Annotated in this window: 11 protein-coding genes; 4 read left to right on the forward strand and 7 right to left on the reverse strand. The window is 63.2% G+C overall.

What is annotated here, in order from left to right; genetic code table 11:
• Nucleotides 1-221 precede the first annotated feature (221 nt).
• The 4 genes from JN280_RS20185 to JN280_RS20200 all read right to left on the reverse strand — a co-directional run bounded on the left by JN280_RS20185 (nucleotide 222) and on the right by JN280_RS20200 (nucleotide 5,841).
• Nucleotides 222-2,795 (reverse strand): GcvT family protein, encoded by a 2,574-nt coding sequence (locus tag JN280_RS20185; protein WP_202304553.1) that lies wholly within the window; start codon nucleotides 2,793-2,795, stop codon nucleotides 222-224.
• A gap of 47 nt (nucleotides 2,796-2,842) precedes the next feature.
• The gene (locus tag JN280_RS20190) at nucleotides 2,843-3,226 is read right to left on the reverse strand and encodes a RidA family protein (protein ID WP_202304555.1); all 384 of its coding nucleotides are present in this window, start codon (nucleotides 3,224-3,226) and stop codon (nucleotides 2,843-2,845) included.
• Between the two features lie 201 nt (nucleotides 3,227-3,427).
• Nucleotides 3,428-4,213 (reverse strand): TylF/MycF/NovP-related O-methyltransferase, encoded by a 786-nt coding sequence (locus JN280_RS20195; RefSeq protein WP_202304557.1) that lies wholly within the window; start codon nucleotides 4,211-4,213, stop codon nucleotides 3,428-3,430.
• A 50-nt stretch (nucleotides 4,214-4,263) separates the two neighbouring features.
• Entirely contained in the window at nucleotides 4,264-5,841 is a 1,578-nt protein-coding gene (locus JN280_RS20200) for a trimethylamine methyltransferase family protein (RefSeq protein ID WP_202304559.1), read from the reverse strand.
• A gap of 249 nt (nucleotides 5,842-6,090) precedes the next feature.
• On the opposite strand from JN280_RS20200, the gene JN280_RS20205 reads away from it, so the two are divergent.
• From JN280_RS20205 to JN280_RS20220, 4 genes are all read left to right on the forward strand, one after another.
• Nucleotides 6,091-7,242: an MFS transporter gene (locus tag JN280_RS20205; RefSeq protein ID WP_202304560.1), complete on the forward strand. Its 1,152-nt coding sequence runs from the start codon at nucleotides 6,091-6,093 to the stop codon at nucleotides 7,240-7,242.
• A gap of 218 nt (nucleotides 7,243-7,460) precedes the next feature.
• Nucleotides 7,461-8,843: an aspartate aminotransferase family protein gene (locus tag JN280_RS20210; RefSeq protein WP_202304561.1), complete on the forward strand. Its 1,383-nt coding sequence runs from the start codon at nucleotides 7,461-7,463 to the stop codon at nucleotides 8,841-8,843.
• Between the two features lie 63 nt (nucleotides 8,844-8,906).
• Nucleotides 8,907-9,134 carry a hypothetical protein gene (locus JN280_RS20215; protein WP_202304562.1) on the forward strand — a complete coding sequence of 76 codons (228 nt, stop codon included), beginning with the start codon at nucleotides 8,907-8,909 and terminating at the stop codon, nucleotides 9,132-9,134.
• Nucleotides 9,135-9,639: 505 nt separating this feature from the next.
• Nucleotides 9,640-10,050 (forward strand): carboxymuconolactone decarboxylase family protein, encoded by a 411-nt coding sequence (locus JN280_RS20220; protein ID WP_202304563.1) that lies wholly within the window; start codon nucleotides 9,640-9,642, stop codon nucleotides 10,048-10,050.
• Between the two features lie 192 nt (nucleotides 10,051-10,242).
• Here JN280_RS20220 and JN280_RS20225 read toward each other — a convergent pair whose 3' ends face one another.
• The 3 genes from JN280_RS20225 to JN280_RS20235 form a co-directional block, all read right to left on the reverse strand.
• Complete coding sequence (locus JN280_RS20225) at nucleotides 10,243-11,070, reverse strand: class I SAM-dependent methyltransferase (RefSeq protein WP_244741796.1); 828 nt, start codon at nucleotides 11,068-11,070, stop codon at nucleotides 10,243-10,245.
• Nucleotides 11,071-11,690: 620 nt separating this feature from the next.
• The gene (mmsB, locus tag JN280_RS20230; RefSeq protein ID WP_202304567.1) at nucleotides 11,691-12,575 is read right to left on the reverse strand and encodes a 3-hydroxyisobutyrate dehydrogenase; all 885 of its coding nucleotides are present in this window, start codon (nucleotides 12,573-12,575) and stop codon (nucleotides 11,691-11,693) included.
• A gap of 26 nt (nucleotides 12,576-12,601) precedes the next feature.
• Nucleotides 12,602-13,777: an isobutyryl-CoA dehydrogenase gene (locus tag JN280_RS20235; protein ID WP_202304569.1), complete on the reverse strand. Its 1,176-nt coding sequence runs from the start codon at nucleotides 13,775-13,777 to the stop codon at nucleotides 12,602-12,604.
• Nucleotides 13,778-13,839 lie beyond the last annotated feature (62 nt).

The raw sequence follows: 13,839 nt of genomic DNA on the forward strand, positions 1-13,839 counted from the left end.
GGAGTCAGACTTTCGCCGACACCGCAACTCGCCCCCCACGATGTGTGAATGTCGTAGCCCTCAAGGGGGGAGATTAGCTGTCGCCACTGCCTGCACACATAGGCAGCGCTGCAGGAAAGTTTCCAGCGTCGCAACTGCCAATCTCCCCCCTTGAGGGGGAGATGGCCGGCAGGCCAGAGGGGGGTATGAAGCACTGCCATGGCCGTTCGCCGCCGCTCCCTCTATCCCCGCATCTTCTCGCCGGCCGGATCGAACAGCGGTTCCGCATTGATGCGCGCCCGCCGGCGATGGCCGAGGATCTCGATCTCGAACAGTTCTTCGCTTTCGTCCTCGGCGAGCGCGGCTGGCACATAACCCTGCGCCAGCGACTTGCCGACATAGTGCGCATACCCGCCGGACGTCACCCAGCCGACCACGCGCCAATCGCCGTCCGCGATGCCGCGAACCGCCGAGGCTCCGCTGGCCGCAGCCGAGCCGCGCACTTCCTTGCCGGTCGCATCGAAGCGCGGCGCGCCGTAGCCATGCGGCTTCTCGACGGTGCCGAAATCCTTGTCGCCGACCTTGGCCCAGATCGGCTCGTCGCCCATGACGTCGGCATCCGCAGCCTCGACGATCAGCGACACGCGGCGCAGCTTGGGTCCGTCGGCCTTCTCCCGGGCCGCCACCTCGCGGCCGATGAAGTCGTTCTTCTCCAGCTTGATGAAGCGGTCCATCGAGCCTTCGAAGGGGCCGTAGATGGGCCGGAGTTCCCGGAACCAGGTCGGGAAATTCTTCTCCAGGCGCATCGACAGAAGCGCGCGCATTCCGAAATCGACGATGCCGAATTCCTCGCCGGCCGTCTTGATCGCCTGGTAGACGAGACGCTGGTAGGCCGGCTGCATCCAGATCTCGTAGCCGAGATCGCCGGTATAGGTGATGCGGTTGACCATGCAGGGAGCGCCGCCCACCGCCATCTCGCGGAAGTCCATGAAGCGGAAGGCCGCCGACGAAACATCCTCGTCGACCAGCTTCTGCAGCAATGCCTGGCTTTTCGGTCCGGCGATCGACAGGCCGACCAGCGTCTGGTCGAAGCGGTGGATATGCACCGAGCCGTCCTTCGGAAGATGCTTCTCGAACCAGCGCATATGGTATTTCTGCGCGGCCGAGGAGCCCCAGATCATGAATTTCTCGTTGCCGGTCTTGGCAATGGTGAAGTCGCCGATGAGCTTGCCGAATTCGTTGAGCATCGGCGTCAGCACGATGCGACCCTTCCTCGGCATGCGGTTGGTCATCAGCCGGTTCAGGAAGTCTTCAGCACCCGGACCGGCCACTTCATATTTGGCGAAGTTGGCGATTTCGGTGACGCCGACGCGCTCGCGCGTGGCGCGCACCTCGTTGCCGATATGCTCGAAATCGTTGGAGCGGTGATAGGAGACGATGTCTTTCGCTTCCGTGCCCTTGGGCGCGAACCAAAGCGGCGTCTCCAGGCCCCAGCTGTCGCCCATAACCGCGTTCTGCGCGACCATCGTGTCATAGAGCGGCGTCGACTGCGCCGGCCGTGCGGCGGGCAGTTCCTCATTGGGGAAGCGGATCGAAAAGCGACGCGAATAGTTCTCGCGCACCTTGGCATTAGTGTAGCGCAGGGTCGCCCACTCGCCGAAGCGCGCAACGTCCATGCCCCAGACGTCGAAGCCGGGATCGCCGTTGACCATCCAGTTCGAGAGCGCGAGACCCACGCCGCCGCCCTGGGAGAAGCCGGCCATGACCGCGCATGCGCACCAGAAGTTCGTCAGCCCCTGCACCGGGCCGACCAGCGGGTTGCCGTCGGGCGCGAAGGTGAACGGGCCGTTGATGATCTGCTTGATGCCGGCCTTCTCGATCCCCGGGAAATGCTTGAAGCCGATCTCGAGCGAGGGCGCGATGCGGTCGAGGTCGGGGATCAGCAGCTCATGGCCGAAGTCCCAAGGAGTGTCGACCGGCGACCAGGGCTTGCAGGCCTTCTCATAGGTACCGAGCAGGATGCCGTTGCGCTCCTGCCTCGTATAGATCTCACCCTTGAAGTCGAGCACGCCGACCATCTCGCGCCCGGTCGCCCTGTTGAAATCCTCGACCTCCTTCATCGGCTCGGTCAGCAGATACATGTGCTCCATGGCGAGCAGAGGCAGCTCGACGCCGACCATGCGGCCGACTTCGCGTGCCCACAGGCCGCCGCAGTTCACCACATGCTCGGCTTTCACCGTGCCCTTTTCGGTCACCACATTCCACGTGCCGTCGGGCTCTTGCGTCAGCTCGACGACCCGGTTGCGCAAGACGATCTCGGCGCCGAGTTTCTGGGCTGCCCTGGCATAGGCATGGGTGGTGCCCGACGGATCGAGATGGCCCTCGACGGGGTCCCACATGGCGCCGACGAAATTGGTCTCGTCCATCAGCGGGAACATCGCCTTGGCTTCCGACGGGGTGATGAGCTCGGTGTCCATGCCGAGATAGCGGCCCTTGGCGTGGGCAAGCCGCAGGAAGTCCATGCGCTCCGGCGTATCGGCCATCATGATGCCGCCGGTGAGGTGCAGCGAGCAGGACTGGCCGGAAAGCTCCTCAAGCTCCTTGTAGAGCTGGACCGTGTAGGCCTGCAGCTTGGCGACGTTGGGGTCGCCGTTCAGCGTGTGGAAGCCGCCGGCGGCGTGCCAAGACGAGCCCGACGTCAGCTCCGAGCGCTCGATCAGCATGACGTCGCTCCAGCCGGCCCTGGCCAGGTGATAGAGCACCGAGCAGCCGACGACGCCGCCGCCGATGACAACCGCTTTTGCGTGGGATCTCATAACAGTTGGTTCCGGTTCCGTAATGTATCGATGAAAGGAGGGACGAGTCAGGCTGCCGCGATGGCTTCGATTTCGATCAGCCAGGCCTCGTCGAAAATCCCGGCGATCACGACCGTGAGGGCGATCCTGCGGCCGGCCAGGATCTCGTTGCGTATCTGACGATATTCGACGCCGTGGCGACGGTCCGCCAGGAAGGTGGTGACCTTGACCAGGTTGTCGAGCGTCATGTCGGCGGCGCGAAGCTGCGCCTCGATATTGGCCCAGGCGAGCCGGGCCTGGCTGGCGAAATCGGTGGGGACGGTACCGTCCGGCGCAACTGGGATCTGGCCGCTGATGTGCAGGATGCGCGTTGCCCCAATCGTTTCGACGGCCTGGGCGTAGCCGCCCTGTGCCTGCGGCGCGTCCGGTGCGTTGATGAGGCGGCGGTTCATGGGGTCTCGACCCGGGATTGATCGGAACCGCGTGCCGGGCGGCCTCGGAAGGGAGCGTGGGAGCGAGCCGCCGCATGGATGGTTCGCCCCGGCAAGGGGAGGGATAGCGCCGTCGACGCGGCGAGGCGGCTGACGTGGTCCGGCCAACGATCGAGGTCTGTGAGGATCATTTCAGTGCCATCCCTGTGGTAGACCGGTCGACTACAGGAGCCTTGCTATGGTGTATGTCAGGCCGAAGGCGACATATTCATATTTGAAGTCTGTCTTCTCTATGAATTCCATGAATGCCTTATGCTCATGCTCCTGCCATCCATAGTATCCGATAAGTTCGTCGAAGCAGATCCATGAACCTTTTCGTAGCATGTGGCCAAGCGTCTCGAATATGGTCTTTGTCGAGCTGTACAGGTCGCAGTCGACGCGAAGAAGAGATATGATCTCGCCTTCATGCTCTTTCGCCCAAACGGGCAGCGTGTCGTCGAACCAGCCTTTGTAGAGACGGACATTCGCCGGCATTTCGGGCAGGCCCTTCAGCCAGCCGAAGGCCCCTTTCATCGAGTGGGACCAATCCTCCGGTAGACCCTCGAAAGAGTCGAACCCATGGATCGTATGCTTCGGGAAAATTTTCGCGAGGGCACGGGTGGAACCGCCCTTGAAGACGCCGAGGTCGACGACGAGCGTGTCCGCCGTCGGGGAGATTTCGTCCTTGCGCGCCTCTAGGACCCGGAACTGGTCCCTTTGCCAAAGCGCGTGCCGCATCTCCTTGTCGATGAAGTCGTAGGTGTCCCGGGCCGCACGGCGGCTGCGTTCCCGTATCGTCTCCACGAACCGGTACTCCGCGTCGAGATATTCCCGAATGGCCAGGCTGGTCGGGCTCTGTCCGATCTGTGCGACCATATCGCCGATGTCGAGCTTGAGCCGCGTCTCGGCGAAGACGGCCTTCAGCTCTTCGCGCACAATCTTGCGCAGTTCTTCCTTGTCTATGCTCACGACCAAATCTCCGATGTGCGGATGCCAAGTCGGTCCGGACAAAGTCTAGCTCAAAAATCGGTCGGCGCGCCGCCCTCGGCCTTACGTTTCTCCACGAAGGCGTTGATCTCCTCGCGGATGGCCGGATCGATGTAAGGCTCCTCGTAGGAGGCGAGCCTCTCCTTCCAGACGCGGTTGGCGCGCTCCAATGCCGTGGGCGCGCCGGCCTCGCTCCAGGTCTCGAAGTTGCGCCAGTCCGAGAGGATCGGGGAATAGAAGGCGGTCTTGTAGCGCGACTGGGTGTGCGGCGTTCCGAAGAAGTGGCCGCCGGGACCGACGGCGCGGATGGCCTCGACGGCCAGCGCATCCTCCGACAGATCGAGCGGCGTCAGGAACTCCGCCACCATCTGCAGGAGGTCGATGTCTAGGATCGTCTTCTCGTAGGAACAGCGCAGCCCGCCTTCCAGCCATCCGGCACCGTGCATCATCAGATTGCCGCCGCCCTGGATGGCGCCCCAAAGCGAGAACACGCTTTCATAGGCGGCCTGCGCGTCGACCGTGTTGGCCGCGCAGGTGTTGGAAGTGCGGTAGGGTATGTTGTAGCGCCGCGCCAGCTGACCGCCGACGAGCTGCGCCTTCATATATTCTGGCGTGCCGAAGGCGGGCGCGCCGGATTTCATGTCGACGTTGGAGGTGAAACCGCCATAGCCGACCGGCGCGCCCTTGCGCACCATCTGCGTGAACGAGATGCCAGCCAGCGCCTCGGCATTCTGCTGCACCAGCGCGCCGGCGACGGTCACGGGCGCCATCGCGCCGGACAATGTGAAGGGCGTGACGATCACCACCTGACCCATGGACGACATCTGGATGATGCCTTCCATCATCGGGATGTCGAGCTTGAGCGGCGAATTGGTGTTGATGATGGTGAAGACCGACGGCTCATCCATGAGCTGCTTGCGCGACACGCCGCGGGCGATACGGGTGATCTCGATGCCGTCGAGATTGCGCTCCTTGCCGAGCGAGTAGATGTGGAAGACCTTGTCCGTGAGCAGCGCCAGATCGCGGATGCACTCGAGATGTCGCACAGACGGATGGATGTCGATCGGCTCGACCGGATAGCCGCCGGTGCAGTTCAGGATGTTGTGCATTTGCGCAAGCCGCAGGAAGTTCCTGTAGTCCTCCTGGTTGCCGGGACGACGCCCACGGTCGATGTCGGAACAATTCGGCGCCGACGCCATCATCGAAAAGATCACATTGTCGCCACCGAATGTGACGTTATGCGTCGGGTTGCGCGCATGCATGGTGAACTGCGGCGGGCAGTGCGCGATGAGCTCCAGGATCATCTCGCTGTCGAAGCGGACCCGCTCGCTGCCTTCGCGCACGTCGGCGCCATGCTGCTTCATGATGCGGCGGGCTTCATCGTGAAGCACGTCGACACCGATCTCCTCGAGCACGCGCAGCGACGCCAGATGGATCGATTCGAGCTCGTCGTCGGAGATCAGTCTCGTCGGCGGGAAGGGCATCCGGAGCTGGCGGAACGGCGGCTGCTCAAAGGGGGCGGAGCCGACGGCGCGTTTGCCGGCACGTCCGCCGCGGCGACCACGATCGGTGGCGAGAACCGGTTCGGCCGGGTGGAGCGCGGCGGTCATGGAAATTCCTCGTGGCAAAGCATGTTTCGCCGGCATAATGGACCGGGGCTAGACGCCCGGGTACGGAAGCTACGACTACTAGCGCGAAGGAAGCGACATCGAGCGGGCTGCAGGTTCGCCGACGAGGCAGCGCCCCCTGCTCGAGGGATCGATTGCTCTTCCTGTCCCAAGGAGGCGCCTTCGCGGCGTGGCATTGATGCCCTGCGGCTCTGCTCGTCTGGTGCGTGCGGCGTCTGAGGGAGACAGGATTTGGGCGTCGCGGAAAAGACACCATGGCCGGCGCTCACCGGTGTCATCGCGACGGTTTCCGTGTTCGCGATCGCGCAGGGCCTCAGCTATCCTTTGCTCAGCTTCATCCTTGAGCGGCAGGGCGCGTCATCGAGCCTGATCGGGCTGTCGGCAGCCATGACACCGCTCGGCTTCATCGTGTCGGCGCCGGTCATCCCGTCGCTGGTGCGGCGTTTCGGGGCAGCGCGTACGGCGCTCGTCTGTGCTTTCCTGGGCGCGACGCTGCTGGCCCTGATCGGCTGGACGCGGGATGTCTGGCTCTGGTTCCCGCTGCGTTTCCTGCTCGGCTTCTCGATCAATCCGCTCTATGTGATCAGCGAGACCTGGATGCTCATGCTGGCGCCGCCGTCCAGCCGCGGCCGGATCATGGGCGCCTACACCGCGGTCGTCTCCGCCGGCTTCGCCACCGGCCCGCTGATCCTGTCGATTGCCGGAACACAAGGCTGGACGCCGTTCCTCGTCGGCATCGCAGCCTTCGGTCTCTGCACCTTCTGTCTCGGAGCGGTCTTGCCGCGCCTGCCGGAGCTCCACGACGCCGACGGCGACGCCTCGCTCGCTCGCTTCATTCCGCTCGCGGCGCTGCTTCTCCTCGCCGTGACCGTCGCTGCTGCCTTCGAGCAATCCCTGTTGTCGTTGACGTCGGTCTATGCGCGCAGCTACGGCAATACCGAGGCGGCGACCGCCACGCTGCTCGCCGTCTTCGTCGCCGGCAACATCGCCCTGCAGGTTCCGCTTGGCATGGTCGCCGAACGGCTCGGGCCCGCGAAGGGGCTCGCACTCTGCGCAACCGGGTCGACGCTCGGCTGCCTGCTGCTGCCTTTCCTGTTTGCGACCCCGCTGATATGGCCGCTCGCCTTCGTGTTGGGAGCCATATCTTTCGGCATCTATACGATGGCGCTGATCGAGCTGGCGAACAGGTTCAGCGGGCCGATGCTGATCGCCGGCAATGCGGCCTTTGCGCTGTTCTGGGGCGTGGGCGGCATCGCCGGTCCGCCTGTTACTGGTGCCGTCATGGACATCGTAGGAACTCAGGGGTTACCGCTGACTCTAGGCTCATTCTGTTTCGTTCTCGCCCTGCTTCAGGCCGGGCGCCGGAGCGCGTGGGGCCGGTAACGGCTTGAAGCATCGAACCAGTCTCGGCTAGTGTGCGCTCATGAGCGCCTTCGACGCCCATCTCCGCACGCCAGGCACCGCCGTAACGCCGTCTCCGCGCACACGGCATGCGGAGCTGTTGCGGCTGTGCGCCCGCATCGGCTACTCGCCGCCCGCTCTTTTCTGAGGATCCATCCCGGCAACGCTGCCGGACCGATTCAAGAGAAGAGGCTAAATCCATGACCTATCAGAATTATTCGCTGAAGCAGTTGCAGGCGATCGACGCCGCGCATCATCTCCATCCCTTCACCGACCACAAGGACCTGCGCGCGGCGGGATCCCGCATGATCACCCACGCCGACGGACCGTATATCTACGATTCGGAAGGCAACGAGATCCTCGACGGCATGGCGGGCCTGTGGTGCGTCAATGTCGGCTACGGCCGCAACGAGCTGGCCGAAGCGGCCTACAGGCAGATGAAGGAGCTGCCGTTCTACAACTCCTTCTTCCGCTGCACGACGCCGACGCCGGTGCTGCTGGCAAAGAAGATCGCCGAGCTCGCGCCTGACAACATCAACCAGGTATTCTACGGCTCGTCAGGGTCCGAGGCCAACGATACGGCCTTGCGCCTGGTGCGCCACTTCTGGGCACTGCAAGGCAAGCCGCAGAAGAACCGCATCATCTCGCGCAACATGGCCTATCACGGCTCGACAATCGCCGGCGCGTCGCTGGGCGGCATGGGCGGCATGCACGAGCAGCTTGGCGGCGCCGTGCCGAACATCGTGCATGTCATGATGCCCTACGCCTATGAACTCGCGTTGCCGGGTGAGAACGACCACGATTTCGGGCTGCGTGCGGCCAAGGCCGTCGAGGATGCAATCCTCGAGGCGGGCGCCGACAATGTCGCGGCCTTCATCGGCGAGCCGATCATGGGGGCGGGCGGCGTCAAGATACCGCCTGCGAGCTATTGGCCGGAAGTCCAGCGCATCTGCCGCAAATACGACGTGCTTTTGATGCTGGACGAGGTGATCACCGGTTACGGACGTACCGGCGAGTGGTTCGCCGCGCAGACCTTCGGCCTCGAGCCCGATACCATCACCACGGCCAAGGCGCTGACCTCAGGGTACCAGCCCCTGTCGGCGCTGCTGGTCGGCGATCGTATCGCCGCCACACTGGTCGAGAAGGGCGGCGAGTTCTATCACGGCTACACCTATTCGGGGCATCCCGTGGCCTGCGCGGTGGGGTTGGAGAACATCGAGATCATCCAGCGCGAAGGCCTGGTCGAACGCGTCAAGAACGACACCGGTCCCTATTTCGCCAAGGCGCTGCAGGAGCATCTTGGCGACCACGACATCGTCGGCGAGGTCCGTGCGATCGGTCTCATGGGCGCCATCGAGATCGTCAAGGACAAGGCGACCAAGGACCGCTTCGAGCCGTCGGGCAGTGCCGCGGTCGTGGTGCGCGATCACGCCATCGCCAACGGCATGATGCTGCGCGCCACGGGCGATACCATGATCATGTCCCCGCCGCTGATCTGGACACGCGACACGATCGATCTCGCCTGTGAACGCATCCGCAAGGCGCTCGATCTGGCCAAGGCCGATCTCTTCCGCTCGAAATGATTGGCGAGGGGCAGGGCACGCCGGTGTCCTGCCCTTCGGCCTGCGATGTCAGAGGAGGCGACCATGACCGGAAAGCCGATCGGATCGTCCCGCTCCAGCAGGATTCTTCGTGCCCCGGCGGAGGTGTCGGCAACGCGCTTGCACACCGAATTGGCGGTGAAGCCTTGCGAGATCAGGCGAGCGATGATTGCGCCCTTTTCCTCACCCTTCAGCGTCTCCGCCCAGATGTATTTCCGGATCGAAAAGAAGGGCGCCTTGGGGTGTGCGGACGAATGTGGTCGGCGTGCTTGACAAGAAGAGCAAGGACGCCAAAAGGACGAGTCGCCTAGGAGTGTTATTTCATTGATCCAGACGGATATGTGTTTCATGCCAATAACGCGATGAAGCAACATGAAAGGAAATCTTGATGCCAAAATATCACGTCGCAAAAGAACAGAATGGGATCAAGTCGCCATCGGTTGGCGGGTTATGTCACGCAGCCTGGATCATGTTCGATGAATTGGGGCGCAATGTCACGAATGATCAGGCCCGCAAGGAGGCTGTTCGCCGCGGTCTGAACGTCAGCAACGTCGTCACGGAAATTTCGCGGTGGCGACGTTGGAACGGGTACCCGAGGCCCGACGGTACGTCGTACAATGGTGGGAACGTCGGGAAGACGACCTCACGCCCAGACGCGGAAGGGTACGCGCCGCCGCGCAAGCCGCGACGTGGATTGGTTGGTGGGAAACGTTAACATGGGAAGGCTCGTCGCGATCTGCCGCGACCCCGCGATGTTCCGCCGACAGAGGAGGCGACCATGACCGGAAAACCTGTTGTCCCGCCGATCGAATATGAAGCGGCGAGCGACGAGGTCAGAGCCGTCTATGACGACATCATGCGGACGCGCAAGGTCGACTGGATCAACAATTTCTGGAAGGTCCTCGCCCATGACCCGGCCTTGCTCAGGCGTACATGGGAGGACCTGAAGCAGGTGATGGCGCCAGGCGCGCTCGATCCTCTGGTCAAGGAGATGCTCTATATCGCGGTGTCCGCGACCAATGGCTGCGAATACTGCATCTATTCGCATACGGCCTCTGCGCGGGCCAAGGGCATGAGCGAGGCCCAACTCATGGAACTGCTCGCCGTCGTCGGCATGGCGAACCAGACCAACCGGCTGGCGAACGGGCTGCGCCCGCCGGTCGATCCACAGTTCGAGCCGCGTGGGTAGCGTTGCTGCGCTGTCACTTCCTTGGTGGCGTTGACAACGCTCATCTCCTGGCTCTCCGCGCAGTATTTCACGGTGTCCTTGGCCGTGTTGCCGAGCACGTCGGGATCCATTGAGAGTTCCTGGAAAATTCGCCTGTCGGCGGCGACGCAAGCTGAACAGAGGCACCCGAGTCAGGGGAGAGGCTAGCCGGGGCTATTGCTCAGGCACCCGACCTTTGACGACCCACGCAGTGGCGGCATAGGAGCGAGCGCCGTCATTTTCGCCATCGAGGTACGCTAATCTGACCGCATCTCGCAGTTTGCTTCTTCCTTCAATCGATAGTGTGCTGACATATTCAGCGAACGGCCCGTCTTTGCCTTCCATCGGCGTCCAGAAATCTTCGAAGTCGGCGAAATCCATTCGAATGGTGATCATGGCGTCGCTTGTGTCCCGGAAGCCGGCATCCCGCCAGGCGCGCGCGAGATCGCCAGGTCGCGTCATTGGCCGCGAGTAAGCCCTTGCCCGGCGCTCGACGGCCCGTTGATCAAGCATCGCAGCGGTATCCCAGAATATGCGAGACATTATCAATCCACCTCGAGCATCCCACATTGAACCAGCAACGGTTCCACCGGGCCGAGTCACGCGTCGCATCTCGCGCACGGCGAGGTCCGCTCGAGGAATGAAGGCCAGAACCAAGAGCGACGCGCAGTGATCGAAGGTGGCATCCTCGAATGGCAGCGCGCACGCGTCGCCAACTTGAAACTGAACGCGAGGATCCTTGTTGAGGCGCTTGGCATATTCGACATAGATCGGCGAATAGTCGATCGCACTGATGTTTCTCACGTTTGGGTTCTGGGAGAGTGTGAACGCCAAGCTCCCGGTGCCGCAGCCAACATCAAGGACATGTTCGCCCTCGCTGATGCCGGCGAAGTCGACGAACAATGGTGCCAGTCTGCGGCTCCAGCGCCCCATTTGGCGTTCGTAACCGCTGCCGTCGCCCGCCATGAAAGTCGATGTTGGGACGGAGCCCGTAGCGCTCATGTGCGTCTCCTGTTGCGTAAGTCGCAGCACGCGCGGCAGACTACGATGGGTCCCGGACAGCGACATCGTCGCGCCCCAAAAGTGGCCGGCGTCTGCAATCTGCACAGTGCGTGGCGAATCGTGGGCCCAGGGACGATTAGTGTCAACGAGATATATGCGGCCTCCGAATTGAGAACCAATTGGATGAGCTTGCATTTCCCGAGAATAGCGGGCGGTATTCCTTCGAATGCGGCCTCCTATTGATCCGTCGCGTCATTTCATTGCTGAGCAGCAACTCCAACATCGATGCGCCACGCCATCAAAATTATGAGTACATGACCTAATCAGAGTTGCCAGTTCCGCCAGATGGCCTTCAGACGCCAGGTCGAGGTGTGGGCCCCAAAACGCGAAAACCGCGCTGCCCCATCGGGGAAGCACGGCTTCGCCAAACAACGCAAGGCCGACGCATACTCACTCGGCAATGATACGGCTCCGGTACGCGAGACCTGATCCGGAGCGGGGGCGGTTGCGATCGCCGCCTCGTCATCCGTTCTACAGGAACATCGTTACCGCGCGGTTATCGAGACCTTAAGCAATTCTAAATTTGTGGCTTTTTTGCTCGGAAGCCTGTCTTCGCAAGCTTACGATGCGTCACCCCGCAGGAAGCGGATGATGCCGGAGAAATCGGTTCCGCCATGGCCCGCGGCGTTGAACAGGGCATAAAGCTGGGTCGCTTCCGCGCCGAGCGGTGTGATCGCGCCGGATGCCTGCGCGGCTTCCTGGGAGAGTTTCAGATCCTTCAACATCAGGGCGGCGGCGAAGCCGGGTTTGTAGTCGCGGTTGGCGGGGGAGTTGGGCACGGGCCCCGGCACCGGGCAGTAGCTGGTCAGCGACCAGCACTGGCCAGACGAGGTGGAGGCCACGTCGTAGAGCGCCTGATGGGAGAGGCCGAGCTTCTCGGCGAGCACGAAGGCCTCGCCGACGCCGATCATGGAAATCCCGAGGATCATGTTGTTGCAGATCTTCGCCGCCTGGCCGGCGCCGGCGTCGCCGCAATAGACGACGCGCCCCGCCATCGGCTTCAACACCGGCTCGGCCTTGGCGAAGGCCTCCTTGGAGCCGCCGGCCATGAAGGTCAGGGTGCCGGCCGCGGCTCCGCCCGTTCCGCCGGAGACCGGCGCGTCGATCGAGAGCAGCTTGTGCCTGGCGGCAATCGCGTGTGCCTTGCGGGCCGATTCGACGTCGATCGTCGAACAGTCGATGAACAGAGTGCCCGCCGGGGCCCCGGCGGCGATGTCCTCATAAACCGACAGCACATGCTTGCCGGCCGGCAGCATGGTGATCACCACCTCCGCATGCTTCACGGCGGCCGCGGCGTTCGCCATCACGGTCACGCCATGCTCGCGCGCCACGGTGAGGTTCTCCGGCAAGAGGTCGAAGCCTTGCACGGTGTGCCCGGCCTTGACCAGATTGGCGGCCATGGGGTTGCCCATATTGCCGAGGCCGATGAAAGCGATCGTGGTCATGTCTGTTCTCCGGATTCCTCGCCGCCTCAGCGGGCGATCAGATGGCGCGCGATGATGACGCGCATGATCTCGTTGGTGCCTTCGAGGATCTGGTGGACGCGAAGGTCGCGAACCAACTTCTCGATGCCGTAGTCGTGCAGGTAGCCGTAGCCGCCGTGGATCTGCAGGGCGTCGTTGGCGACGTCGAAGCCGGTGTCGGTGACGAAGCGCTTTGCCATGGCCGACCATTTCGAGGCGTCATGCGTCTTGCGGTCGAGCTTCGAGGCCGCGGTGTAAAGAAGCACGCGGGCGGCCTGCAGCCCGGTCTCCATGTCGGCGAGCTTGAACTGCAGCGACTGGAACTGGTTGATCTTCTGCCCGAAGGCCGACCGTTCGCCGGCATAGGCGAGCGCTTTGTCGAGCGCGGATTGCGCTCCACCCAGCGAGCAGGCCGCGATGTTGAGCCGGCCGCCGTCGAGGCCGGCCATGGCGATGCGGAAGCCCGAACCTTCGCCGGTGAGCAGGTTCTCGGCCGGAACCTTGCAGTCCTCGAAGATGACCTGACGGGTCGGCTGCATGTGCCAGCCCATCTTGTTCTCGACCGCGCCGAAGGAAAGGCCGGGCGCGTCCTTCGGGATGACGAGGGTCGAGATGCCCTTCGGTCCGTCCTCGCCGGTGCGCACCATGGTCACATAGACGTCGCTGTCGCCGGCGCCGGAGATGAACTGCTTGGCGCCGTTCAGTACATAGTCGCTGCCGTTGCCGCCGCTGCGGATCGCGCGCGTCTTCAGCGCCGCGGCGTCGGATCCCGATCCCGGCTCGGTCAGGCAATAGGATGCCAGCCATTCCATGGAGGTCAGCTTGGGAAGGAAGCGATGGCGCTGCTCGTCATTGCCGAAGCTGTCGATCATCCATGCTGCCATGTTGTGGATCGAGATGAAGGAGGCGAAGGCGGGGCAGGCCCTGGAAAGTGCTTCGAATATCAGGACTGCGTCGAGCCTTCCGAGCGCGGAGCCCCCGACGTCGTCGCGGATATAGATTCCCCCGAGGCCCAGCGGGCCGGTCTCGCGGATCACATCCGCGGGGAAATGCTTCTTGCGGTCCCACTCGAGCGCATTGGGGGCCACCCGGTCGGCGGCGAAGGCCTCCGCCATCTCCTGAATGGCGCGCTGATCCTCGTTGAGCTCGAATTGTCCGGCGGTCGCTTCGATCGCTGCGTCCATGGCGGCCTCCCCGGCAGGTCTTGCTTTTCGTATGACGCAATCTAGAGCAATGATGCCGCAGC

The organism is Mesorhizobium sp. L-8-10, from assembly GCF_016756635.1.
Classification (GTDB): Bacteria; Pseudomonadota; Alphaproteobacteria; order Rhizobiales; family Rhizobiaceae.

Coding starts and splice junctions, on each gene's coding strand:
- JN280_RS20185 (WP_202304553.1), bottom strand. CDS start 2,795: ATGAGATCCCACGCAAAAGCGGTTGTCATCGGCGGCGGCGTCGTCGGC.
- JN280_RS20190 (WP_202304555.1), bottom strand. CDS start 3,226: ATGAACCGCCGCCTCATCAACGCACCGGACGCGCCGCAGGCACAGGGC.
- JN280_RS20200 (WP_202304559.1), bottom strand. CDS start 5,841: ATGACCGCCGCGCTCCACCCGGCCGAACCGGTTCTCGCCACCGATCGT.
- JN280_RS20210 (WP_202304561.1), top strand. CDS start 7,461: ATGACCTATCAGAATTATTCGCTGAAGCAGTTGCAGGCGATCGACGCC.
- JN280_RS20215 (WP_202304562.1), top strand. CDS start 8,907: ATGACCGGAAAGCCGATCGGATCGTCCCGCTCCAGCAGGATTCTTCGT.
- JN280_RS20220 (WP_202304563.1), top strand. CDS start 9,640: ATGACCGGAAAACCTGTTGTCCCGCCGATCGAATATGAAGCGGCGAGC.
- JN280_RS20225 (WP_244741796.1), bottom strand. CDS start 11,070: ATGAGCGCTACGGGCTCCGTCCCAACATCGACTTTCATGGCGGGCGAC.
- mmsB (WP_202304567.1), bottom strand. CDS start 12,575: ATGACCACGATCGCTTTCATCGGCCTCGGCAATATGGGCAACCCCATG.
- JN280_RS20235 (WP_202304569.1), bottom strand. CDS start 13,777: ATGGACGCAGCGATCGAAGCGACCGCCGGACAATTCGAGCTCAACGAG.